This is a genomic window from Streptomyces hokutonensis, from assembly GCF_042751305.1.
Taxonomy (GTDB): Bacteria; Actinomycetota; Actinomycetes; order Streptomycetales; family Streptomycetaceae; genus Streptomyces; species Streptomyces hokutonensis_A.
This window is the reverse complement of sequence record NZ_JBHYWD010000003.1, coordinates 311,733-334,884: the sequence shown is the minus strand read 5'-3', so window position 1 is coordinate 334,884 and position 23,152 is coordinate 311,733. Positions and strand designations below refer to the sequence as shown.

The following is a 23,152-nucleotide window of genomic DNA, read 5'->3' as shown; positions in this document are numbered from 1 at the left end:
GGGCGGGGTCAGGCCGAGCGTCGGGCACGCGCGCGTGGGTCCTCGCCGAGCTCCCCCGCCTGCTCGCGCGCGTACAGCGCCGCCGCCACGACCGTGCGGGACTGGTGCTCCACCTGGTGCTCCAGCGGCACCCAGCGGGCGCGGAAGCGCTCCGCGAAGGCATCGCTCCAGGACGCGACGAGATGCTCCAGGACGGGCGCCGCGCGGTCGTCGGTCTCCCGCAGTACCCGCAGCAGCATCGCCGCCGCCCGTAAGGGCAGCCGCCGTCCGAACGCGTCCACACTGCCGACGTACGCCATCGTCGTGTCGGCCGGCGCGGTGTGCGTCCAGTCCGCAGCCAGGCCGGGCACCAGCTCCAGCGCCCACTTGGCGGCCCGCAGCAGCGGCCCGTCGACGCCCTGGAGCCGCGGCAGCGCCTCGGTGAGCACCCGCTCCACCTCCCGCCCGTCCCGCACCAGGCGGCGCGCCAGCCGCCTTAACGCCGCCGCCGGGGCGGGATGCGGTGCCGGGTCGTCCACCAGGTCGCTGGCCCACATCGGGACTTCCACGACCGCGGTCAGGCCGCCGTAGCGGTGTGTGTGGTACCAGGTGCTGTGCCGGGCGTCGTCCGGCATGCTCGGGTAGGCCGCGTCCGAACCGGGCGCCGGCATCACATGCACCCCGGGCCCCGAGGCGGGCCAGCCCGCCGCGTCCGAGGCGCCCGTCTCCACCGGGATGTGCAGCTCCGCCGCCGACTTGGCGAACGGTTCGGCGAGCCCCGGTATGTCCTTCGTCAGCTGCACCCAGCTGCCGCCCAGATCGGTGCCGTGCAGGGTCACCTGGAGATAGGGCCGCAGCTCGTCGATCACCCGGGTCAAGGCCCTGGTCTCGGGCGGCAGTCGATCGGGCGGCAGCAGGGAGGGCGACCACTCGGGCTGCTCCGGGCCCGCCGGGCGGAAGAAGCCGAGGTGGTAGTCGAACAGGCTGCGCGGCGCCGGGGTGACGTGCAGGCTCGCCCCGTCCGGGTCCGCGCAGAGCAGGAAGTGCCAGGAGGTGTCCGACCTCAACTCCCGCTCACGGACCACCCGTTCGGCGAGCGCGAGGAGTGTGGAACCACCGGTCGGCTCGTTGGCGTGGGCGCCCGCGACCACCAGGACGGCGCGCCGGGCGTGCCCCACGGACAGCAGATGAAGCGGTCTGCCCGCGCGGGAGACACCTACTTGGCGCAGGGTGCACAGGGCCGGCCGGTGAGCGGCCAACGCTCTGGCGGACGACACCAGTTCGGCCACACTGGGGTATCGCAACTCCGGCAGGAGACTCACCCCCGACTACTCCGCCCCGGCTTCGCAACCGCAGTACTTCATGGCCTCTGTGAACTGTCAAGAAGACCGCGGGGGAGGCTCCAGGGGGCGCCCAGTGGCATTTACCGGCAGCCGGTAGGCGCGTTGGTGCCAGCAGGGGGCCGGGGATTTCCAGAGGGTTTCGCGGGGCCCGGCACTCAACCCCGGTGACGCCGTCGTCGTGCACACGCGCGTGCCCCCGCATCACCAGCACCGCCCTCCCGGCCCGCCACCGCACGCCCGCCGCTCGACCCGCGCCCCGGGTCCGTACGCGGGTGCGAGCCGGTGGCAGGGGACCCGCCGCACGCCGTAGGACCAGAGAGCACCCCCTTCACTCGAACGGCCGTACGGGAGCTGCGGTCCGCGCGGTGCGGTGGTCGGCTGGGGACAGCCGCGGGCGCGCAGGACGCGGACGACCGGCCGCGCGCCTCCTGGACGGCGCGTGGCGCAGCTGCGACCACGGGAGCGGACGGCGGTGCTGTGTCTCACGGACGTGACCGTCCCCCGGACCGCGGGCGCCACGGCCCGGCCACCGGGACCGCCGAGCCTGCGGACGGCCGAACGGCACCCGTATCCGCTCTACCGCATCCTCCGCACGCACTATCCGCTGGTCTACGACGAGCCGTTCGGAGCCTGGCTCCTCAGCCGCTACGACGACGTCCGCGCGGCCCTCGCCGACCCGCGGCTCGTCGCCGTGACCGGTGACGGGCATCCGGCCGCACCCGAGGCGGGACGGCTCCTGGAGCGGGCCCTGCGCGGGCCCGCGCTGGTCGCGCTGACCGCCGCCGTCGAACGCAGCGCCCACGTCCTCGCCCGCCGCCTCGCCGCCCGCGAGCACGCCGACCTGGTGGCCGAGTTCTGCGACTGGCTGCCCACCGCCACGGCCGTGGCCGCGCTCGGGCTGCCGTACGAGGAGACCGCGCGGGTGCACCGCTGGTGCCGGACGGGCCTGGGCCGCTCCGGGGGCGGCCGGCCCGAACTGGGCGCCTTCCTGCGCCCGTTGACGGCCCGGCGCCGCGCCCACCCGGGCGGTGACCTGCTGTCCGTGCTGTGCACCGCGCGGAGCGACGGCGGCCCGCACTCGGACGACACCGTCACCGGGCTGGTGGGCACACTGCTCGGCGCGGCCGGCGAGAGCACCGCGCGGGCGCTCGCGTCGTTCCTCGCCAACCTCCTCGACCATCCACGCCAGTTGGACGTGCTGCGCGACCGCCCCGACCTCACGCCGGGCGCCTGGGCGGAGTCCCTGCGCCGCGATCCGCCGCTGCACATCGTGCTGCGCCGGGCCGTCGCACCCGTCGGCGCGATACCCGCCGGAGCCACCGTCGCCTGTCTGCTCGGCGCCGCGGGCCGCGACCCGGAACGCTTCACCGACCCGGACCGCTACGACGCCTTCCGCACCGACCCCGGACCGCTCGCCCACGGCACCGGCCCCGACGCCCTGCTGGCCCGTCTCACGGCCGAACACGGCCTGCGGGCACTCCTGACCGCACTGCCCGGCCTGCGCCGCGCACCGGGCGCCCCGCACGTGCCCGACGACCTGGTCCGCCGCTCACCCCGGACCCTCCGGGTACGGACCTAGTCGGAGATCTCCAGCAGCACCGCCGGCGACAGCTCGAAAAGCTCCGCCACGCGCGCGTGCCCCGTGAACTGCCGCTCCGGAGCGAGTACATCGGCCCACCGGCCCGGCGGCAGCGGGAGGACCGTGTCGCGCCAGCCGCCCGCCTCCGCGAGGCGTGACGACAGCCGGGTCACGGCCGTGACAGCGGTCCCGGAGCGGGCGAACGCCACACAATGCGCCGCCGCCGGGCCCTGAGCCGCCAGCGGGGCGTACGTCGCCGCGTCGCCGAAGGCCTCGGGGCGACGGGCCCGCAGCCGCAGCGCGGCGGCCGTCACAGCGCCCTTGGCGCCCGCCTCCGGGGGCGGGAACGGTACGGGCCGCCGGTTGTCGGGGTCGACCAGGGCCAGGTACTCGGCCTCCGTGCCCTGGTAGAGGTCCGGCACGCCCGGCATAGTCAGCTGGAGCAGCGCGGCACCCAGCACGTTCGCCCGGATGTGCGGCTCCAGCGCCGCGCGGAACGCGGCCACACGCTCACCGGGCGGTCCGCACGGGCCCGCCGCGACGAAGGCCGCCACCGCCTCCTCGTACGACGGCCGCTGCTCCGTCCAGCTCGTGTGCAGACCCGCCTCCCGCACATGCTTCAACAGGGCCCCCTGGACGCGCTCCGCGTCCGCCGGGCCGAGACCGAACACCGTCTGCCAGGCGGCCCACGCCAGCTGTGCGTCCGGCACACCGTCACCGGTACGGGTCACTTCGGTCAGCACGTCCGCCCAGCGCTCCGGCACCTCGGTGAGCACGGCCAGTGCGGCCCGTACGTCGGCGCTGCGCTTGGTGTCGTGGGTCGACAGCACGGTGCCCGCCACGGGCCAGTCGCGCTGCACGCGCGCGCAGTACGCGTGGAAGTCCTCCGGGGACACCGCCGGGCTGCCCGGGTCGCCGCCCACCTCGGTCGCCGACAGCAGCGGCACATAGCGGTAGAAGGCCGTGTCCTCCACGGACTTGGCCCGCAGCGCGGACGCCGTCTGCGCGAACCGGACCCGGAACTCGACCTCCTCGGGCCCGTCCCCGTACCGCCCCAGCAGCAGCTCCCGTACGACGTCGACGGCGCCCGCCTCCTCCGGGACGACGAACGCCTGCCGGGCCTCGGCGGCGGCCTCCTCGGTGACGACGGCCGCGGCGTCGCCCGAGGTGTACGGCCGGTAGACCTCCATGCGCACCAGGAGCTCCACCAGCGCGGTCCGCAGCGCCCAGGGGGCCCGGTCGCGCAATGCGGGCTCCGGGGACGCGGCGCACAGGCGGCTCGCGACCCGGGTCAGCCGGTCCGTCTCGGCGTCCAGCTCGTGCGTGAGCACCTTGTACGCCGCCCGCCGCACCGTCGCCTCCCAGTGCCCGCCACGGTCCGCCTGCGGGGCCGCGAACCTCCGGTACTGGCCCAGGAGTTCCCCCGCCCCCGCCGGGTCCGTGAACAGCCCGTCGAGGTGCCTGAGGGCGTCGTAGCCGGTGGTGCCCGCGACGGGCCAGGACGCCGGCAGTCGCTCCCCGTCCGCGAGGATCTTCTCCACGACCGTCCAGCGGCCTCCGGTCGCCTCGTGCAGCCGCCGGAGGTAGTCGTCGGGGTCGGCGAGGCCGTCGGGGTGGTCGACGCGCAGGCCGTCCACGACGCCCTCGCGCAGCAGCTGCAGGATCTTGCCGTGCGTGGCGTCGAAGACCTCCGGGTCCTCGACACGCACCCCGATCAGCTCCGAAATGCTGAAGAAGCGCCGGTAGTTGAGCTCGGTACGGGCCAGCCGCCACCACCCGAGGCGGTACCACTGCGCGTCCAGGAGCCGCGGCAACGGCAGCTCCCCGGTGCCCGCGCGGAGCGGGAACGCATGGTCGTAGTAGCGCAGCACGTCACCGTCTACCTCCAGGTGCTCCAGTTCGGAGCCGACCGGTCCGCCCAGCACCGGCAGCAGCAACCGCCCGCCCTGCGCCTCCCAGTCGATGTCGAACCAGCGCGCGAACGGCGACTTGGGGCCCTCCCTGAGCACCTCCCACAGGGCGTGGTTGTGGCGCGGAGCCATGGCCATGTGGTTCGGGACGATGTCCGTCACCAGACCGAGACCGTGCTCCCGCGCGGTGCGCGCGAGGGCCCGCAGACCCTCCTCGCCGCCGAGTTCGTCCCGCACGCGCGCGTGGTCCACGACGTCGTAGCCGTGCGTCGAACCCGGCACCGACTCCAGGACGGGGGAGAGGTGCAGGTGCGAGACGCCGAGCGACGCCAGGTACGGCACGGCCGCCGCGGCCGCCGCGAACGGGAACTCGGGCTGCAGCTGCAGCCGGTAGGTGGCCGTGGGCACTGCCGGGTCGGGTCGTTCAGGTGTCATGCAGACCTGTGTACCCGCCCGGCAGCCCTTCGTGTCATCGCCCCCGGCATCCGGTCCACCGACCGGGAGCCCTCCTAGGTGGGCCGTTGCAGCACCGTCATGCTGCGGTCCACCAGGGTCAGCCGGTCCCCGGCCTTCACCTTCGCGCCCGTGCCCGCCGGCACCCCCTCCGCGCGGCCCGTGTCCACGATCACCTCCCACTGGCGGCCGTGATTGACCGGCACCACGAAGTCCAGCGTCTTGGGAGAGGCGTTGAACATCATCAGGAAGGAGTCGTCGGCGATGCGCTCCCCGCGCTGCCCGGGCTCCGAGATGGCGTTGCCGTTCAGGAACACCGACAGCGCGGACGCCTGGGCCGAGTCCCAGTCCCGCTGGGTCATCTCCTTGCCCTCAGGGGTGAACCAGGCGATGTCCGACAGCTCGTCGTGGGTGCCCTCCACGGGCCGCCCGTGGAAGAAGCGCCGGCGCCGGAACACGGGATGCTCCTTGCGCAGCCACACCAACGCGCGCGTGAAGGCCAGCAACGGGGACGGCTCGGCGTCCTCCTCGGGCCAGTTCACCCAGGCCAGCTCGCTGTCCTGGCAGTACGCGTTGTTGTTGCCCCTCTGGGTGCGCGCGAACTCATCCCCGTGGCTGACCATCGGCACACCCTGGGACAGCATCAGCGTGGCCACGAAGTTGCGCATCTGGCGGGCGCGCAGCTCCAGGACGGCCGGGTCGTCGGTCTCGCCCTCGGCACCGCAGTTCCAGGACCTGTTGTGGCTCTCGCCGTCGCGGTTGTCCTCGCCGTTGGCCTGGTTGCGCTTGTCGTTGTACGACACCAGGTCGTTGAGCGTGAACCCGTCGTGGCAGGTCACGAAGTTGATGGAGGCCAGGGGGCGACGGCCGTCGTCCTGGTAGAGGTCGGACGAGCCGGTCAGCCGGGACGCGAACTCCGCGAGCGCCCGCCCCTCGCCCCGCCACAAGTCCCGCACGGTGTCGCGGTACTTGCCGTTCCACTCGGTCCACAGCGGCGGGAAGTTGCCCACCTGGTAGCCGCCCTCGCCGACGTCCCAGGGCTCCGCGATCAGCTTCACCTGGGAGACCACCGGGTCCTGCTGGACGAGGTCGAAGAACGACGAAAGCCGGTCCACCTCGTGGAACTGCCGGGCCAGGGTGGCCGCTAGGTCGAAGCGGAAGCCGTCGACGTGCATCTCGGTGACCCAGTAGCGCAGCGAGTCCATGATCAGCTGGAGCACGTGCGGGGACCGCATCAGCAGCGAGTTGCCCGTCCCCGTGGTGTCCATGTAGTAGCGGGGATCGTCCGCGAGCCGGTAGTAGGAGGGGTTGTCGAGGCCCCTGAAGGACAGCGTCGGGCCCAGGTGGTTGCCCTCGGCCGTGTGGTTGTAGACGACGTCCAGGATGACCTCGATACCGGCCTCGTGCAGGGCCCGTACCGCCGACTTGAACTCCAGGACCTGCTGGCCGCGGTCGCCCCAGGAGGCGTACGCGTTGTGCGGGGCGAAGAAACCGATCGTGTTGTAGCCCCAGTAGTTGTTCAGCCCCATGTCGACCAGCCGGTGGTCGTTCACGAACTGGTGCACCGGCATCAGCTCCAGGGCGGTCACCCCGAGCTCCACCAGGTGCTCGATCACCGCCGGATGCGCGAGCGCCGCGTAGGTGCCGCGCAGCTCGTCCGGCAGCCCCGGGTGCAGCATGGTCAGGCCCTTGACGTGAGCCTCGTAGAGCACCGTTTCGTGATAACCGCGCCGGGGCCGCCGGTCGTCGCCCCAGTCGAAGTACGGGTTGACCACGACCGAGGACATCGTGTGCGGGGCCGAGTCCAGGTCGTTGCGCTTGTCGGGCGCGTCGAAGTGGTAGCCGTACACCTCCTCGCCCCAGGTGATCGATCCGCTGACCGCCTTCGCGTACGGGTCGAGCAGCAGCTTCGCGGAGTTGCACCGCTGGCCGCGCTCGGGGGCGTACGGGCCGTGCGCGCGGAAGCCGTAGCGCTGTCCGGGCATGACGCCCGGCACGTACGCGTGCCGCACGAAGGCGTCGCTCTCCCGCAGTTCCACCGCCGTCTCCGAGCCGTCGTCGTGCAGCAGACACAGCTCTACTCGGTCCGCGGCCTCGGTGAAGACCGCGAAGTTGGTGCCGGCGCCGTCGTACGTGGCACCGAGTGGATACGCCTCTCCAGGCCAGACCTGCATGGTCACGACTCTTTCAGCCGGGCCCCGCCACCGGGGCGCCTTGCCCCTGAGTCTCCCCGAAAGTGAGGGAACCACCTATGACTTACATCCCTCTTACCAAATGACCAGTGCATACGACGTATGCCGTATGCGGAACCAAGTGGGACAGACACCACTCCCAGCGGTCCGGGGATGGACCCAGGGGGAGTAGGGGGAGATGTGCGAAGGACAGTGCACCGCCACCTGGGCAAAGTGGTGGCGGGTACGGCCATAGCGGTGGCCGGGACCGCCGTGATGGTCGCCGTCACCCTGCCCGGCACGGCGGGGGCCGACGAGTCGGGGGGCACCGGAAAGGCCGCCGGGTCCGCGCAGCAGGCGGCGGACGGAGTGGGCGCGGCACCCGGTGTCGTGCAACAGGCCCCGGCCGAGGGCGCGAAGGGCAAGGGCCGCGACCCGCTCACCGACGACGAGACCAAGCGCGTCGAGCAGCTCGCGGTGAACCAGCAGTTCCTCAACTCCAGTGAGAACGTGGACGGGAAGCGCGGCCCGCAGCGCCTCGACGTCGAACTCGCCGACCCGAACCCCGACGAGCTCGACAACCCGAACGCACCGCGCCGCGCGGACGTGACGTTCTACGACTACAAGGACGACACGGTCGTCACCAAGACCGTCAACCTGGACACCGGCAAGGTCGAACAGACCGGCACCCAGCACGGAGTGCAGCCGCCGGCGAGCCACGCCGAGGACGTCGAGGCGGCCCAGCTGCTCCTCGCGGACCCGCTCGGCGCGGGCCTGAAGGCGGACTACAAGGACGCCACCGGCAACGAACTCACCTCGCCGGACCAGCTGTTGCTGACCGCCATGATCTACAAGGCCACTCCTGGACGGCAGTCCGGCGTCCTCGACCAGTGCGGCACGCACCGCTGCGTGCGGCTGTTCCCGAAGGTCAAGAACGGGCCGTGGATCGACGCCCGTGACTTCGTCATCGACCTGAGCGCCCGCAAGGTCGGCAAGCTCACCGGCTGAGCCGACCGCGCCGTCCGCACCGACCCGCGTGGATCGCGCCCTCCTTCGTTCACTGTCCCAACTTGCTTCTCCTGTAAGGGAGTCACTTCTTCATGCGCGTCAACAGAATCAGCCGTGCCCGCAGTCGGGGGGCCGTGGCCCTCACGGTGGCCGCCCTGGCCGCCGGTGCCACCGCGGGCGCGGGCCCGGCCGTCGCCCAGCCGAAGGCCGCCCCGAGCGCCGCCGCCCCCGGCTGCAGCGCCGCCTACACCATCGAGCAGAAGCTCTCCACCGGCACCACCTGGCGGATGTGCTGGCACTACGAGCGCGAGGCCGGCCTCGTCCTGGAGAACATCTCCTACCAGCCGCCCGGCGAGGCCGCCCCCATCAAGGTGCTCGCCGACGCGAAGCTCGCCCAGATCCATGTCCCGTACGACGACGGGAAGAACGAGTACAGCGACCTCACCCAGTACGGCTTCGGCACGGGCCTGATGAACATGGCGCCCGGCGAGTGCCCCGGCGGCACCATCAAGACCGTCAAGGTCCCCGACGCCATCGACCCGGCCCACCCGAACGTCAAGGGCCTCTGTACGACGACCCGTTCACGCGGTCACGCCTTCCGCATGCAGGGCGACAGCGCCAACAAGGTCTTCCAGACCCAGGGCAAGGACTTCCTCGTCTACACGGTCAACCAGGTCGGCTGGTACGAGTACATCACCGAGTGGCGCTTCCAGGACGACGGCACCATCAACATGAACGTCGGTGCCACCGGCAGCCTTTCGCCCTACGACTACGACGCGGGCGACGGCCGCGGCTGGCCGCTCGGCAAGGGCGCCACGGCGTACGCGACGAGCCACCAGCACGACGTCTTCTGGAAGTTGGACTTCGCCCTCGACGGCTCCTCCAAGGGCCGCGTCGAGCAGTACGACTCCACGGTCACCACCCATGGCGCCAACACCCCCACGAACAAGACCACGTTGACCAAGGTCACCAAGGAACTCGCGGGCGACGCCAAGAACATGCGCTGGTGGCGCATCGTCAGCGCGACCGGCAAGAACAAGGACAACCACGCCCGGTCCTACGAGATAGTCCCCGGCCCCACCACCAAGTACCCGGGCCGCAGCTTCACCCAGCACGACGTGTACTTCACGCAGTACAACAAGTGCGAGCAGTTCGCCAGCGACAACCTGCCCAACTGCGGTGCCGGGCACCCGAAGCAGGTCGACAAGTGGGTCAACGGCCAGACCCTCACACAGCCCGTGGTCTGGGTGAACGTCGGCTTCCACCACATCGCCCGCGACGAGGACCAGCAGCCGATGCCGGTCCACTGGCAGGGATTCTCCATCGCGCCGCGAGACGTCACCGCTATGAATCCGCTCACTCCCGCCGCCCTCGCCGACCAGAACGGCAATGTGAACGGCGGAAGTTGAGAAACGACCCTGTCCATCCGGCTGCACCGCCGACCGGTCCCGGAGTACCCTTCCTTGATCGTTGAGACTGGGGAGAGCTCGGGGGAGCGGAAGGCGGTGCACGGGTGGGCTCGGGAGGGCTGGAGTTGCCCCCTGGTGACGAGAGTCACGAGGGGAACTCCGCAGAAGTCCCGCCCGGCGCGGTGTCCCTGGCACGTCCGATGGACGCGGCTGGTTCCATTGGGCCGGAGTTGGACTGGGACGCCGACGCCTGGCGCGAGGTGCGTACGCGCGCCCAGCGAGCCGGCCGCGCCTACATCTGGCTGAACCTGGTCGAACAGCGGCTGCGCGCCGTCGTGGCCGCCGTTCTGCGTCCCATCTACGAACCCGTCCACGGCGACGAATGGGTCGTCGCCGCGGCCGGTCCGGCCGGCCAGGAGTGGGTGCAGCGCGCGGTCGCCGTCCGCGAAGTCAGCCGCCGCAAGGGCTACTTGCTCGACCCGGCCGACGACAACGTCCTGAGCTTCCTGACCCTGCCGCAGCTGCGCGAGCTGATGGTGCAGCACTGGCCCTGCTTCGAGCCGTACTTCGACGAGCGCCGGGACGTCGAACTCGCCCTGGACGAGCTGGAGGTGACCCGCAACGTCGTCTCCCGCAACCGCGCCCTGTCCGAGGCCGTCCTCAACCAGGCCGAGCGGGCCTCCGCGAAACTCCTGGAGACCCTCGGCGCGGGCAGCGACGTACCGTCCGCGCGTCGGCTGCCCGTCGACGCGGTCGAGGAGCTGATCGGCGACCGCTTCGCCGACGTGGTCGCCGTCCACCCCGACCGGGTGCGGCTGATGCGCCAGTTTCCGGCCGAGGACATCTTCGGCGGGGCCCGCCGCGTCGACGCCATCGGCATCGGCCTCAACCTCCTCGTACAGAACTTCTCCGGCCGCCGGCTGGTCCGCCTGGCCGAGTCGGGCTGCCGGGTACGACTGCTGTTCCTCAACCCGGCCTCCAGCGCGGTGAAGCGGCGCGAGCGTGAACTCGGCATAAAACGGGGCGAGTTGAGCCGTGCCGTCGAGATGAACATCCTGCACATGCGGCGAGTGCGGTCCCGGCTGCGCGACCCGGGCGCCTTCGAGATCCAGGTCTTCGACGAGACACCCCGCTTCACGGCGTACCTCGTCGACGGCGACGGCTCGGACGGCATAGCCGTCGTGCAGTCCTATCTGCGCCGCAGCCGCGGCATGGAGGCGCCGGTGCTGGTGCTGCGCAACGGAAGCCGACTCGTCAAGTCGGACGAAATGGACGAGAGCGGTCTTTTCCCCACCTACCGCGATGAGTTCGAGCAGATGTGGGCGGATTCGCGACCGGTGTCCTGACCTGTCCGGGACCGGTCCGGCGGTAAGCGGAACGCGGTCCTCGGATTGTCAGTGGCTCATGCGAAGGTGGAGACCACTGGGGGAAAGCACCACCGAGAAGGGGGGCCGTCATGGCCTGGCACCAGGAGCTGCTCATCGGCTTCGACCTGGAGACGACCGGCACGGAGCCGCGCGAGGCGCGCATCGTCACCGGCGCCGTCATAGAGGTCAGGGGCGGACGGCCGGCGGGCCGTCGGGAGTGGCTGGCGGATCCCGGCGTGGAGATCCCGGCCGACGCCGTCGCCGTGCACGGCATCACCAACGAACGCGCCACCGCCGAGGGCCGCCCGGCCGACGAGGTCGCCGACGCCATCGCGGACGTCCTCACGACCTACTGGAAGACCGGCGTCCCCGTCGTCGCCTACAACGCGGCCTTCGACCTCACCCTGCTCTCCGCAGAGTTGCGCCGGCACGGACTCCCCTCCCTGCGCGACCGCCTGGGCGGCATCGACCCCGCCCCGGTCATCGACCCGTACACGATCGACCGCTCCGTCGACCGCTACCGCCGCGGCAAGCGCAACCTCGAAGCGGTCTGCCAGGAGTACGGCGTGGTACTCGACACCGCCCACGACGCCTCGGCCGACGCCCTCGCCGCCGCCCGCCTGGCCGGCGCGATAGCCGACCGCCACCCCAAGGTCGCGGCCCTCGGCCCCGCCGAACTCCACCGCCGCCAGATCGAGTGGTACGCCGAATGGGCCGCCGACTTCCAGAGCTTCCTGCGCCGCAAGGGCGACCAGGACGCGGTGGTGGACGGCACGTGGCCGCTGCGGGAGTTGGAGGACGAGACGGTCTGAGCCTCGGGCGGGTTCAACAGGGCTATCGGTTCAGAACGGATACCACCGCACCGTCTCGTCCCCGACCCGCAAGGACCTCACCCGCCGCTCGAACTCGGCCAACGCCTCGGGATTGCTCGGCGCATGCTGCGCGACCCACGCACAGCTGGCCGTCTCCCGAGCACCGCGGAGCACCGAGCACCCGTCCCACTCGCGCACGTCCCAGCCATACGCCTCGGTGAACGAGTCGTACGCCCGGGCCGGGAAGGCATAGCGATCGCGGGTCAGAGCCATCACCACCAGATCGTGCTCGCGCAGATCCGCCGAGAAGGTCTCCAGATCGACCAGGACCGGCCCGTCCGGACCGACGTGCACATTGCGCGGCAGCGCGTCGCCATGGATCGGGCCGGGCGGCAGATGAGGCGTGAGCGCGGCGGCAGCAGCCGCGAAGCCGTCGCGGCGCTCGCGCAGATACGCCGCGTCCGCCGGATCGATCGCATCACCGGCGAGCCGCAGCCAGCGCTCCACCCCGCCCAGCAGCTCGCGCGGCGGGAGTTCGAAGGAGGGGGAGGGGAGCGCGTGGACGAGGCGTAGCAGTTCGGCCAAATCCCGGGGTTCGGCGGGACGTACCGAATCGGCCAGCCGGTGCCACACGGTCACCGGGTGTCCCTCGACGAGGCGTGCCTTCGGGTCGGCGGCCCGCACCGCAGGTACGCCCGCTTCGGCCAGCCACACCGCGACCTCCAGCTCGCGCCGGGCGCGGTCGAGGAGTTCGGCGTCGCGGCCCACCTTGACGACCAGGTCACCGGCGGCGAACACCGCGTTCTCGCCGAGGGCGAGGAGCCGCGCGTCCCGCGCCGGGCCGGGCAGCACGTCCGCCGCGGCCAGTACGTCCCGCGCCCGTGCCTCGTCCATCGTCCGCCTCCGTGTCGTCCCTGTGCGTGTCCCTGTGCGTGTGCGTACGGCGTCGGGTTCCCGCCATCCGACGGCCAGTGTCGCATTCGCACAGGTGGGACGGCATGCGAGGTGCCTTGACGAGGCACACGGCCTTCACGACCATGACGGGGCCCGACCGGGCCGTGCAAAGGGGCTGATTCCATGACATCGGTGACGGGGGTAGCGGTCACGGAGGTGCGGACGCCGCCGAGCCGCGCGCCGGGCCGGGGCCGGCAAGGGCGCGGCTCCGATCATGCGGCCTGGTTCCTGGTGTTACCCGCGCTGATCCCGATCCTCGTGCTCAGCGTCGGTCCCCTCCTCTACGGCGTCCTGCTGGCCTTCACCGACTCCCAGTCGGGCCGCACCGCGCCCACCCAGTGGATCGGCGGTCTCAACTTCCGGGATCTGCTGCACGACACCCTGTTCTGGGAGTCGTTCCGGATCGGACTGGTGTGGGCGGTCGGGGTAACCGTCCCGCAGTTCCTCCTCGCCCTGGGCCTCGCCCTGCTGCTCAACCAGGACCTGCGGCTGAGATGGCTCGCCCGGGCGCTGGCGATCGTCCCGTGGGCGATGCCCGAGGTCGTCGTCGGCATCATGTGGCGGATCGTCTACAACCCGGACGCCGGCATCCTCAACGAGACCCTGCACGACCTCGGCCTCGGGAACGGCCGCGACTGGCTCAGCAGCCTGTCGACCGCGCTGCCCGCGGTGATCGTCGTAGGCGTCTGGGCCGGCATGCCCCAGACGACGGTCGCCCTGCTCGCCGGGCTGCAGAACACCCCGCGCGAACTCCAAGAGGCGGCTGCCGTCGACGGCGCCGGAGCCTGGCGCCGCTTCCGCACGGTCACCTGGCCCGCCCTCAGACCGGTGGCGCTGTCGATCACGGCGCTCAACCTGATCTGGAACTTCAACTCGTTCGCCCTGGTCTACGTCCTGACCAGCGGCGGACCCGGCGGCCGCACCCGGCTGCCCATGCTCTTCGCCTACGAAGAGGCCTTCCGCTACGGCCAGTTCGGGTACGCGGCGGCGATGGGATGCCTGATGGTCGCGGTGATCTCGGTGCTCCTCGCCGTCTTCCTCGTAGGCCGACTTCGGGGAGGAGACGACTCGTGAGGAGCAGGACCAGCACCACCACAGGCCTGAGGACGAGCACCGGTGCCCGCGCGGGGCAGTACATAGCCCTGCTCGCGTACCTCGTCTTCTTGGCCTTCCCCTTCCTCTGGTTGATCTCCACCGCCTTCAAGTCCCCGCGAGAACTGGGCAGTCTGCACCCCACCTGGATCCCCCGGCACCCCACCCTCGCCAACTTCCGCCAGGCCTTCGACGAACAGCCGCTGCTGCACGCCGCGTTGAACTCCCTGCTCGCCGCGCTCGGGGCCGCGCTGATCGCCGTGGTGATCGCGACACCGATGGCGTGGGTCATGGCGCGGCGCCGGACGCTGCTCGCGCGGGCCGCTACCGGGTGGGTGGTGGTCAGTCAGGCGTTCCCGTTCGTGCTGGTGATCATCCCGCTGTTCCTGGTGCTCAAGAACCTGCGGCTGATCGATTCCCTGGCCGGCCTGATGCTGGTCTACGTGGTCTGGTCGCTGCCGTTCGCGCTCTGGATGCTCGTCGGCTATGTGCGGGCGGTACCGGCCGAGTTGGAGGAGGCGGCTGCGGTCGACGGCGCCGGGAGACTCCGCACCCTCGTGTCGGTGACGGCACCGCTGCTCGCGCCGGGCATCGTGGCGACGGCACTGTTCGCGTTCGTCACCGCGTGGAACGAGTTCTTCTTCGCGCTGGTCCTGCTCAAGACCCCGCAGCACCAGACCCTGCCGGTCGTCCTCACCCACTTCATCGGCGCGGAGGGCGTAGCCGACCTCGGCCCCCTGGCCGCAGCCGCGTTCCTCGCGACCCTCCCCTCCCTGATCGTCGTCGCCCTGATCCAACGCCGGATCACGGGCGGCATGCTCACCGGGGCGGTGAAGAGCTGATGCGCCCCCGCTGGATCCTCGCGCTCGCCCTGACCCTGCTCCTCGCCGGCTGCACGAGCGGCGGCGGAAACAACTCCGCGAACGGCAGGATCACCCTCCGCTTCCAGTCCCTCGCCTGGCAGGAGGAGTCCGTCACCGCCAACAAGGAGTTGGTGAAGGAGTGGAACGCCACCCATCCGGACGTCAAGGTCGAGTACGTACAGGGCAGTTGGGACAGCGTCCACGACCAGCTGCTCACCTCCTTCGAGGGCGGTGAGGCGCCGGACATCATCCACGACGCCTCCGACGACCTCGCGGACTACGCCTACGGCGGCTACCTCGCCGACCTCCGGAACCTGCTCCCGGCCCGGCTCAAGTCCGAGATCCCGCAGCGCAGTTGGGAGACCACGTCCTTCGGTGACGGGATCTACGGCGTGCCGTTCCTCCAGGAGCCGAGGGTGCTGATCGCCAACGCGACCTGGCTGAAGAAAGCGGGCGTACGGATCCCGACCCCCGAACACCCTTGGACCTGGCCGGAGTTCAGGGCCATCACGCGCCGGTTGAGCGGCGACGGCAAGTACGGCGTGGCCTGGCCGCTCAAGGAGCCGGTGTCCGCCACGCTCAACCTGTCTCTCTCGACGGGCGGCGAACTGTTCCACCGGGCCGCGGACGGCAAGGTGACCGTCCGCTTCGACGCGGCCGACCAGGTCGTACCGCGCACGATCCACGACCAGGCGGACGTGGACCACAGCGCCTCGCCCACAACGCTCGGCAGCGGCGGCTCGGACACCCTGCCCGGGTTCTTCGGCGGCAAGTACGCGATGGTCCCGCTCGGCTTCTCCTACCGCCAGCAGATCGTGCAGCAGGCGCCGAAGGGCTTCGACTGGCAGGTGCTGCCCGCCCCGGCCGGCGCCGACGGACTCACCCAGGGCGTCAGCCCCCAGACCCTGTCCATAGCCGAGGACAGCCCCCACAAAAAGGAGGCCGCCGAGTTCGTCGACTTCCTGCTCCAGCCCAAGAACATGGTCCGCCTGGCCCTCGGCGACTGGATGCTCCCCACCGGCACGCAGGCCCTCAAGAACCCGGCCCTGCACACCACGAAGGACGACTGGTCCACCGGTACTGCACTCGCCGACGACCTCGTCTCGGCGCCCGCACAGTCCGTACGCGGCTACCCCGAGTGGAAGGACAAGGTGGCCACGCCGGCGTTCCAGGAGTACTACAGCGGAGCAATCACCCTCGCTGAACTGCGGAAACGCCTGGAGAAGGACGGCAACTTGGTACTGGCGAGATACCAACGCTGAGATGAGGCCTTTAGGTGCGAGGGGAACTGCGCGACCAGCCCCAACGCACCCGCACTCGCCAATCAACCGCACAGCCCTCCCCGGAATGCGCTTCCCGCACAGAAATCCCGTTGCCCCACCCCACCCGCCCCACCTAGCGTGAGCGGCATGTCAGCCGCGAACGCGATCACTTACTCCGGTCTGGGCCGGAGCTGCACGTATGCGACCCGCATGCGCCGCGGCCCCGGTGCCCTGACCGGCCCGGGCGCACCCGCCCGCTGACTCTTCTCCCTGTTCTTCCGGTCGGGGCCTTCGTCTGCCCGTATGCCCTTCACGGAAGACAAGGACCGCAGGCCATGGCCCGCCCCACCCACGTTTCGCGCGCGCTCTCGCAGAACTTCCTCGCCGACCGCGCCACCGCCGAATACGTCGCCCGACTCGCCGTCCCGCACAGACGCCGGATCCCCCTCCTCCTCGAAGTGGGCGCGGGAAAAGGCGCGTTGACCGCGAAACTCGCGCCCCACTGCCACGAACTGCACGCCCACGAGATCGACCCCCGACTCGTGCCGAAGCTCCGCACCCGTTTCGCCACCACCCCCCAAGTGCGCGTCATCGCCGGTGACTTCATGGACACCCGACCCCCACGCGTCCCGTTCTCCGTCGCCGGAAACGTGCCCTTCTCCCGCACCGCCGACATCGTCGACTGGTGCCTGCGCGCCCCCGCCCTCACCGACGCCACCCTGCTCACCCAGCTGGAGTACGCCCGCAAACGCACCGGCGACTACGGGAGTTGGACCCTGCTGACGGTACGCAGCTGGCCGCGCCACGAGTGGCGGCTCGTCGGACGGGTCGACCGGACTCGCTTCAGCCCCGTGCCGCGCGTCGACGCCGGGATCGTAAGGATCGAACGGCGCCGGACCCCACTCCTCGCACCCGCCGAACTGCGCGACTGGCGGCACCTGGTCGAGCTGGGCTTCTCGGGGGTGGGAGGTTCACTGCACGCTTCGCTCCGCCGGGCACACCCGAGGCGCCGCGTGGACGCCGCGTTCCGTGCCGCGCGCCTCGACCCGCACGTCCTCGTCGGCGAGGTGTCTCCGGACCACTGGCTACGGCTGTACAGGGAGCTGACGTCGTAGCAGAGATGCCGTAGGACAGCAGTGAGGGCCTGTTGGTTCCCCCGGGATACCAACAGGCCCTCAGTCAAAGGGAGTTACACCCGCACCCGCTCGCCCTCGCCCGCCACTGTGGACGTGATCTCCTCCGGTGACTCGTCGTGCGTGAGGTCGGGAAGGCGGTGCAGCCACTTCGGGAAGTACCAGTTGCGTTCGCCCAGCAGCGCCATCACCGCGGGGAGCAGGACGCCCCGGATGACCGTCGCGTCGATGAGTACCGCCGCCGCGAGGCCGACGCCCATCTGCTTCATGGACTGCATGGACAGCGTGCCGAAGATCGCGAAGACGGCGACCATGATGATCGCGGCGCTGGTGACGACGCCGGCCGTGGTGACCACGCCGTGCTGGATCGCGTCCCGGGTCGTACGGCCGCGCAGCCGGGCCTCGCGGATGCGGGAGACGACGAACACGTGGTAGTCCATCGACAGGCCGAACAGGATCACGAAGAGGAACAGTGGGAGCCAGGTGACGATCGCCCCGACGCCCTCCGCGCCCACCAGTGAGGCGCCCCAGCCGTGTTGGAACACGGCGACGAGGATGCCGTAAGCCGCGCCCACCGAAAGGAGGTTGAGGACGATCGAGGTGATCGCGACCGTCAGCGAGCGGAACGACAACAGCATCAGCAGGAAGGCGAAGACCACGACGAACGCGAAGACCGGGACGACCGATCCGAGGAGCTGGTCGTTGAAGTCGTGCGAGCCGGCGACCTGTCCGGTGATCGGTGCCTGGACGCCGTCGACCTTGCCGAGGGTGGCGGGCCGTACGTCGTCGCGGAGTTTCTCCAGGCTCTTCGCGGCCTTGTCCTGGTCGGAGCCGCCGACGAGCGGGACGTAGACGAAGGCGACGTTCTGCGCGTCGTGCAGCTTGATGTCGACCGGGCCGAGCGAGGCGCCCGAACTGACCGCCTGCGCCTTGAAGTCGGCCAACGCCTGCTTGACCTCGGGGGAGTTGATGTCCTTCGCCTTGACGACCACCTCGGCCGGTTCGGAGCCGCCGGGGAAGGCGTCGTTGACGCGGTTGTAAGTCCCCACGATCGGGAGGGAGTTGCCGAACTCCTGGTCCAGGGTGAGGTTCTCGGTCTTCATGCCGACCGCGGGAGCGGCGATCGCCAGCAGCGCGCCGACCGCGACGAGGACGGAGACGAGCGGCTTGGCGAGCACGCCCTTGAGGACGGCGGTCCAGAACCGGCTCTCGCCGTTGCCCCGGCGGCTGCGCCGGCGCAGGAACGGGATACGGCCCTTCTCCACCCGCTCGCCCAACAGCGAGAGCAGCGCGGGCAGTACGGTCACCGAGCCGACCATGGCGACCGCGACGACCATCAGCGAGGCCAGGCCCATCGCCTCGAACTCGGCGAGCCCGGTGAACAGCATGCCCGCCATCGCCACGCACACCGTGACACCGGAGACGATGATGGCGCGGCCACTGGTCGCGGCGGCGATCCGCAGCGCGGCCCCGGCGTCCCGGCCGGCCTCGCGCTCCTCGCGTTCGCGGCGCAGATAGAACAGGCAGTAGTCGACACCGACGGCCAACCCGACAAGCAGCATCACGGAGTTGGCGGTGTCGCTCATCGGCTGGACGTGGCTGACGATGCCCATCAGGCCCATCGTCGCGATGATCGCGGTGAGGGCCAGAGCTACCGGCAGCAGCGCCGCGACCAGCGCGCCGAAAGCGATGAGGAGGATGCCGAGGGCCACGGGTACGGCGGAGTACTCGGCCTTCTTGAAGTCGTCGCCGAACGCGTCCTTGTACTGCTTCGCCATGCTGGCGCCGCCGATCTCCTCGATCCGCAGCGAGCCGTGGTCCTTCTGCACCCCGGCGACGGCGTTCAGTACCGGCTCCACCCGGTCACCCGCGGTGTCCGAGTCGCCCCGCATGTCGAACTGGACGAGCGCGCTCCGGCCGTCCTTCGAGATCGTCTTCGTGTCGTACGGCGAGGTCACGTCCGTCACCTTGCCGGTGCCGTTCACCGCCGTGACGACCGCGGAGACCGCGGAGCGGAACTCGGCGTCGGTGGACTTGAGCGCCCCGTCCTTCGACTGGATCAGGATCGTCTCACTGGCCGGCTCCTTGATCCCGGCGTCGTCGATGATCTGGGCGGCGGTGTGCGTCTCGCCCTTCAGCTGGTCGCTCTCGGCGACGTCCACCCGGCCCGCCGCCGAACCGATTCCCATCGCCAGAACCACGAACAGCACCCAGATGCCGACCGCGGCCCACCGGTGCCGGGCGCTCCAGCCGCCGGCCCGGGCGGCGAGGCCCCGCACCCGCGAATCTCCGTTCCCCATGACGGGCTTGCCCCCTTGTGCACGGTGACGGCCCCCTGCCGCCACCTCATGGATCGAAGGTATGCGCGGAATAAGAACGTCCCCTCGTGCTGACCGGTGAAGTACCGGCGGCCCGGCTCCTCCGCACGGACCCCGGGCCCTCACCACTGGGGAGGACAGCGGCCCCTTACATCTATCCGGGCGCCTCGGGGGTGGTGATCAGGGTGTCCGATGCGTCGGCCGGGGTCCGCTTTGTTATTAAGAAACCTTGTTGAACAAGTCACAGGTGCTTGTAGGTGTGTCCATAACTGTTGATCCGGAGCCACCTCATCCGCGAGAGTTTCCGCGCACCCGCGCATCACGAAAAGCGGCCGTCGTGCCCACCCCCACGGGGCACGAAGGCCGCTTTATGGTGTGCGGATGACGACGACGTATGCGGCGCTGCTGCGCGGGATCAACGTGGGCGGCAACAAGAAGCTCCCGATGGCCGAACTGCGGGCGCTCCTCGAAGGCCTCGGACACGACGACGTCCGCACCTACCTCCAGAGCGGCCAGGCCGTGTTCACGAGCGGCCACGGGGACGAGGAGTCCCACGCGGCGGAACTCGCCCGGGCCATCGAGGAGCGGTTCGGCTTCACGGTCGACGTCGTCGTCCGCGACCACGCCTACCTGAAGGCCGTCGCCGACAACTGCCCTTTCCCGGCGGCCGAGTTGGAGGCGAAACAGCTCCATGTCACGTACTACTCGCTGCCGGTCACGGAGGACCGCTTCGAGGGGCTCGACCAACCCGCCTTCCTCCCTGAGGAGTTCCGCCTCGGTGATCGCGCGCTGTATCTCTACGCCCCCGACGGCCTCGGCCGCTCCAAGCTCGCCGTCGAACTGGCCAGGCCGCGCCTGAACAAGGGGCTGATCGCCACCACCCGCAACTGGAACACCGTGCTCAAACTCGTGGAGCTGACCGGCAGTTGAGATCCCTTCTGGAGGGAGAGATCCACCCTGTGCGAGGCTCGTCCCCATGCGCTACATCATCATCGGAGCAGGGGCGGTCGGCGGAGCCATCGGTGGCCGGCTGGCCGGGGCGGGGTGCGAGGTCGTCCTCGTCGCGCGGGGTGCGCAGCGGGTGGCCCTGGCCGAGCACGGGCTGCGGCTCAAGGTGCCGGACGGTGAGTCGACGTACCGGTTGCCTGTTGTCCAGGAGCCCGCGGAACTGGGCGAGTTGAGGCCCGACGACGTACTCCTGCTCGCCGTCAAGACGCAGGACAGCGAGGCCGCGCTCGCCGCCTGGGGACTCGCGCCGGTCGCCGGCGGCGGTACGGCCGCCGAACGGCTGCCCGTCGTCTGCGCGCAGAACGGGGTCGAGAGCCAGCGCCTGGCGCTGCGCCGCTTCCGGCGGGTGTACGGCGTCTGCGTCTGGCTGCCCTCGAGCCTCGTCGAGCCGGGCGTGGTCGCCGCCGAGGGCGCTCCCCTCACCGGCATCCTGCACCTCGGCCGCTATCCGCACGGCACGGACGAGACCGCCCGGCTGATCGCCGCCGACCTGGAGAAGTCGCGGTTCGAGGCGCCGGTCGTGCCCGACGTCACGCGCTGGCAGTACTCCAAACTGCTCGGCAACCTCGCCAACGCGATCGAGGCGGTCTCAGGGCCGCTCGGCGGCGAGGAGCGCTTCACGTTCTACGGGCGGGTGCGGGCCGAGGGCGCGGCCGTGCTCGCCGCGGCCGGTGTCGCGTACGCGAGCGCGGAGGAGGAGAAGGAGGCGCGCGGCGACAAGATGCAGCTGGTGGAGATCGAGGGCGCACCGCGCGGCGGCGGTTCGTCCTGGCAGTCGCTGAACCGGGGCACCGGCACCATCGAGGCCGACTACCTCAACGGCGAGATCGCACTGCTGGGGCGGCTGCACGGCGTACCGACCCCCCTCAACGACCTGCTGCAACGGCTCGCGAACTCCTTCGCGCGTGAGCGAAGGGCGGCCGGTTCGCTGCCGTTCGACGAGCTGGTCCGCCTCGCCGACGAGGCTGTCGCGTTTGTTCAAGAGTCCTGACGACGCGCTGCCTAGCGTGGGGTGCATGAGCAACCACGACCTGCACCCGTACATGATCGAATGCGCCGCCGAGGCGGCCCGTGTCGCCCGCGGTGTCCGTGCGACACAGCTCGACGACCCCACGCACTGCCCCGACTGGGACGTCCGCACCATGGTCAACCACTGGGTCCTCTACACCTCGCACGGCCTGGAGCACCGCGCCCTGCGCAAGCAGCTCTCCGAGGAACTCACCGCCCGCGACTTCACCGCCGACCCGGACTGGGCCGAGGCCTACGCCGCCCAGCTGGACCGAGCCGTCGCCGCCTGGGCCGACCCTGTGGTGTGGGAGGGCGAGGTCGACCTCGGCATGGCGAAGATGCCGGCCGACGAACTCGCCCCGATGATCATCAAGGAGCTCGCGGTGCACGGCTGGGACGTCGCCACGGCCACCGGCCAGGAGTACCGCGTCTCGGACGGCGCCGCCCGCCTCGTCCTCGACGTGGTCGAGAAGCACGGCGAGCTCTACCGCCAGTACGACGGCTTCGCCGACCCGGTGCCGGTACCGGACGACGCCCCCGTCTTCGAGCGCGCCCTCGCGTCCAGCGGACGGGACCCCCGGCAACAGGCCACGATCAAATTGGACCACTGAGAGACCAGGCGATTGGGCCGAGCGTTCAGCCCAATCGGCGATTAGCGTTCCGTATATGAGCACTGACACCGCCGTCCGCGTCGACTTCTACTTCGACCCCGCCTGCCCCTTCGCCTGGATCACCTCCCGCTGGCTGCTGGAGGTCGAGCGCGAACGCCCGCGCGACCGCCACTTCCACGCGATGAGCCTCTACCTCCACAACATCGGCAACGAACTCCCCGACTGGTACCGGGAGTTGGTCGACAAGTCGATCGGCCCGGTACGCGTCGCAGTGGCCGCCGCCGAACAGCACGGCGACAAGGTCCTGCGCGACCTGTACACGGCCTTCGGTGTCCGCATCCACGAGCGGCGCCACGACGCCTTCGACGCCGTGATCGCCGAATCCCTCGCCGAACTCGGCCTCCCCGCCGCCCTCGCCGACGCCGCCCACGATCCGTCGTACGACGACGCCGTGCGCCGCAGCCATGAGGCGGGCATCGAGGAGGAGTCGGGCGGATACGTGGGCACGCCCACCCTGCACGTCGACGGGACGGTGTGGTTCGGCCCGGTGCTGCGGGCGATTCCGCGCGGCGCGAAGGCCGCCGAACTCTTCGACAGCTTCCGGGTGTTGGCCACGCACCCGGACCTCTTCGAGCTGAAGCGGACCCGTACCGGGGGACTGTCGTTCGACTGAAAGTCAGAAGTGTGCACGGGGTTGTCGTCACGGAGTGACAAGAACGCCGGAGGAAACGCAGTGCAGAGTGCGGACGGGCCGTCCGGGTCCGACATCACAGGGGAGTGCCGGAACCGGGCGGCTCCCGTGTACCGTTCGGGCGCCACCTCCCCTAACTCCGGGACAAACCAGGCTTGTTGTCCCTAGGGTGAAGTGCGCG

At 70.7% G+C, this 23,152-nt stretch carries 18 protein-coding genes; 13 read left to right on the top strand and 5 right to left on the bottom strand.

The genetic code is table 11. The annotated features are described in order from the left end of the window. Window positions 1-8: 8 nt before the first annotated feature. Complete coding sequence (locus ACFXC1_RS11395; RefSeq protein WP_381241592.1) at window positions 9-1,301, bottom strand: M14 family zinc carboxypeptidase; 1,293 nt, start codon at window positions 1,299-1,301, stop codon at window positions 9-11. Window positions 1,302-1,761: 460 nt separating this feature from the next. On the opposite strand from ACFXC1_RS11395, the gene ACFXC1_RS11390 reads away from it, so the two are divergent. After that, window positions 1,762-2,901 (top strand): cytochrome P450, encoded by a 1,140-nt coding sequence (locus ACFXC1_RS11390; RefSeq protein ID WP_381241591.1) that lies wholly within the window; start codon window positions 1,762-1,764, stop codon window positions 2,899-2,901. On the opposite strand, the gene treY is transcribed toward ACFXC1_RS11390, so the two are convergent. Next, window positions 2,898-5,246, bottom strand: a complete 2,349-nt coding sequence (gene treY / locus ACFXC1_RS11385) for a malto-oligosyltrehalose synthase (protein ID WP_381241590.1) — start codon at window positions 5,244-5,246, stop codon at window positions 2,898-2,900. The two genes, ACFXC1_RS11390 and treY, sit on opposite strands and share 4 nt — an antisense overlap. Window positions 5,247-5,320: 74 nt before the next feature. Beyond that, window positions 5,321-7,438, bottom strand: a complete 2,118-nt coding sequence (gene glgX, locus ACFXC1_RS11380; protein WP_381241589.1) for a glycogen debranching protein GlgX — start codon at window positions 7,436-7,438, stop codon at window positions 5,321-5,323. 198 nt (window positions 7,439-7,636) lie between these two features. On the opposite strand from glgX, the gene ACFXC1_RS11375 reads away from it, so the two are divergent. From ACFXC1_RS11375 to ACFXC1_RS11360, 4 genes are all read left to right on the top strand, one after another. Continuing rightward, window positions 7,637-8,443 carry a Tat pathway signal sequence domain protein gene (locus tag ACFXC1_RS11375; RefSeq protein WP_381241587.1) on the top strand — a complete coding sequence of 269 codons (807 nt, stop codon included), beginning with the start codon at window positions 7,637-7,639 and terminating at the stop codon, window positions 8,441-8,443. 92 nt (window positions 8,444-8,535) lie between these two features. Beyond that, the gene (locus ACFXC1_RS11370; RefSeq protein WP_381241586.1) at window positions 8,536-9,852 is read left to right on the top strand and encodes a copper amine oxidase; all 1,317 of its coding nucleotides are present in this window, start codon (window positions 8,536-8,538) and stop codon (window positions 9,850-9,852) included. A 104-nt stretch (window positions 9,853-9,956) separates the two neighbouring features. Then, on the top strand, window positions 9,957-11,198 hold the full coding sequence (locus ACFXC1_RS11365; RefSeq protein ID WP_381241585.1) for an SAV2148 family HEPN domain-containing protein: 1,242 nt from the start codon (window positions 9,957-9,959) through the stop codon (window positions 11,196-11,198). Between the two features lie 110 nt (window positions 11,199-11,308). Then, complete coding sequence (locus tag ACFXC1_RS11360; protein ID WP_381241583.1) at window positions 11,309-12,031, top strand: 3'-5' exonuclease; 723 nt, start codon at window positions 11,309-11,311, stop codon at window positions 12,029-12,031. A 30-nt stretch (window positions 12,032-12,061) separates the two neighbouring features. On the opposite strand, the gene ACFXC1_RS11355 is transcribed toward ACFXC1_RS11360, so the two are convergent. Beyond that, complete coding sequence (locus ACFXC1_RS11355) at window positions 12,062-12,925, bottom strand: phosphotransferase enzyme family protein (protein ID WP_381241581.1); 864 nt, start codon at window positions 12,923-12,925, stop codon at window positions 12,062-12,064. A 183-nt stretch (window positions 12,926-13,108) separates the two neighbouring features. Between ACFXC1_RS11355 and ACFXC1_RS11350 the strand changes: the two genes are divergently transcribed. From ACFXC1_RS11350 to erm, 4 genes are all read left to right on the top strand, one after another. Further along, window positions 13,109-14,059 (top strand): carbohydrate ABC transporter permease, encoded by a 951-nt coding sequence (locus tag ACFXC1_RS11350; protein ID WP_381241580.1) that lies wholly within the window; start codon window positions 13,109-13,111, stop codon window positions 14,057-14,059. 26 nt (window positions 14,060-14,085) lie between these two features. Then, complete coding sequence (locus ACFXC1_RS11345) at window positions 14,086-14,919, top strand: carbohydrate ABC transporter permease (RefSeq protein ID WP_381241921.1); 834 nt, start codon at window positions 14,086-14,088, stop codon at window positions 14,917-14,919. Then, complete coding sequence (locus ACFXC1_RS11340; protein WP_381241578.1) at window positions 14,919-16,202, top strand: ABC transporter substrate-binding protein; 1,284 nt, start codon at window positions 14,919-14,921, stop codon at window positions 16,200-16,202. The genes ACFXC1_RS11345 and ACFXC1_RS11340 overlap by 1 nt, the downstream gene beginning before the upstream one ends. A gap of 335 nt (window positions 16,203-16,537) precedes the next feature. Continuing rightward, the gene (erm, locus tag ACFXC1_RS11335) at window positions 16,538-17,317 is read left to right on the top strand and encodes an ErmE/ErmH/ErmO/ErmR family 23S rRNA (adenine(2058)-N(6))-methyltransferase (protein ID WP_381241576.1); all 780 of its coding nucleotides are present in this window, start codon (window positions 16,538-16,540) and stop codon (window positions 17,315-17,317) included. A 74-nt stretch (window positions 17,318-17,391) separates the two neighbouring features. Here the strand turns inward: erm and ACFXC1_RS11330 are convergent, their stop codons facing one another. Then, window positions 17,392-19,635 (bottom strand): MMPL family transporter, encoded by a 2,244-nt coding sequence (locus tag ACFXC1_RS11330; RefSeq protein WP_381241575.1) that lies wholly within the window; start codon window positions 19,633-19,635, stop codon window positions 17,392-17,394. A gap of 399 nt (window positions 19,636-20,034) precedes the next feature. On the opposite strand from ACFXC1_RS11330, the gene ACFXC1_RS11325 reads away from it, so the two are divergent. Genes ACFXC1_RS11325 through ACFXC1_RS11310 form a run of 4 tightly spaced genes read left to right on the top strand, consistent with a single transcriptional unit; the run spans window position 20,035 to window position 22,953 of the window. Further along, the gene (locus ACFXC1_RS11325) at window positions 20,035-20,583 is read left to right on the top strand and encodes a DUF1697 domain-containing protein (RefSeq protein ID WP_381241573.1); all 549 of its coding nucleotides are present in this window, start codon (window positions 20,035-20,037) and stop codon (window positions 20,581-20,583) included. A gap of 46 nt (window positions 20,584-20,629) precedes the next feature. After that, the gene (locus ACFXC1_RS11320) at window positions 20,630-21,652 is read left to right on the top strand and encodes a ketopantoate reductase family protein (protein ID WP_381241572.1); all 1,023 of its coding nucleotides are present in this window, start codon (window positions 20,630-20,632) and stop codon (window positions 21,650-21,652) included. A 25-nt stretch (window positions 21,653-21,677) separates the two neighbouring features. Beyond that, window positions 21,678-22,280, top strand: coding sequence for a TIGR03086 family metal-binding protein (locus ACFXC1_RS11315; RefSeq protein WP_381241570.1), 603 nt, complete (start codon window positions 21,678-21,680; stop codon window positions 22,278-22,280). Window positions 22,281-22,335: 55 nt separating this feature from the next. Next, window positions 22,336-22,953: a mycothiol-dependent nitroreductase Rv2466c family protein gene (locus ACFXC1_RS11310; RefSeq protein WP_381241569.1), complete on the top strand. Its 618-nt coding sequence runs from the start codon at window positions 22,336-22,338 to the stop codon at window positions 22,951-22,953. The last annotated feature ends 199 nt before the right edge of the window (window positions 22,954-23,152 follow it).

Bases quoted from the DNA above. Each gene is read 5' to 3' on its own strand.
- ACFXC1_RS11340 (WP_381241578.1), top strand. From the start codon at position 14,919: ATGCGCCCCCGCTGGATCCTCGCGCTCGCCCTGACCCTGCTCCTCGCC.
- glgX (WP_381241589.1), bottom strand. From the start codon at position 7,438: ATGCAGGTCTGGCCTGGAGAGGCGTATCCACTCGGTGCCACGTACGAC.
- ACFXC1_RS11330 (WP_381241575.1), bottom strand. From the start codon at position 19,635: ATGGGGAACGGAGATTCGCGGGTGCGGGGCCTCGCCGCCCGGGCCGGC.
- treY (WP_381241590.1), bottom strand. From the start codon at position 5,246: ATGACACCTGAACGACCCGACCCGGCAGTGCCCACGGCCACCTACCGG.
- ACFXC1_RS11360 (WP_381241583.1), top strand. From the start codon at position 11,309: ATGGCCTGGCACCAGGAGCTGCTCATCGGCTTCGACCTGGAGACGACC.
- ACFXC1_RS11310 (WP_381241569.1), top strand. From the start codon at position 22,336: ATGAGCACTGACACCGCCGTCCGCGTCGACTTCTACTTCGACCCCGCC.
- ACFXC1_RS11315 (WP_381241570.1), top strand. From the start codon at position 21,678: ATGAGCAACCACGACCTGCACCCGTACATGATCGAATGCGCCGCCGAG.
- ACFXC1_RS11370 (WP_381241586.1), top strand. From the start codon at position 8,536: ATGCGCGTCAACAGAATCAGCCGTGCCCGCAGTCGGGGGGCCGTGGCC.
- ACFXC1_RS11320 (WP_381241572.1), top strand. From the start codon at position 20,630: ATGCGCTACATCATCATCGGAGCAGGGGCGGTCGGCGGAGCCATCGGT.
- ACFXC1_RS11350 (WP_381241580.1), top strand. From the start codon at position 13,109: ATGACATCGGTGACGGGGGTAGCGGTCACGGAGGTGCGGACGCCGCCG.
- ACFXC1_RS11355 (WP_381241581.1), bottom strand. From the start codon at position 12,925: ATGGACGAGGCACGGGCGCGGGACGTACTGGCCGCGGCGGACGTGCTG.
- ACFXC1_RS11325 (WP_381241573.1), top strand. From the start codon at position 20,035: ATGACGACGACGTATGCGGCGCTGCTGCGCGGGATCAACGTGGGCGGC.
- erm (WP_381241576.1), top strand. From the start codon at position 16,538: ATGGCCCGCCCCACCCACGTTTCGCGCGCGCTCTCGCAGAACTTCCTC.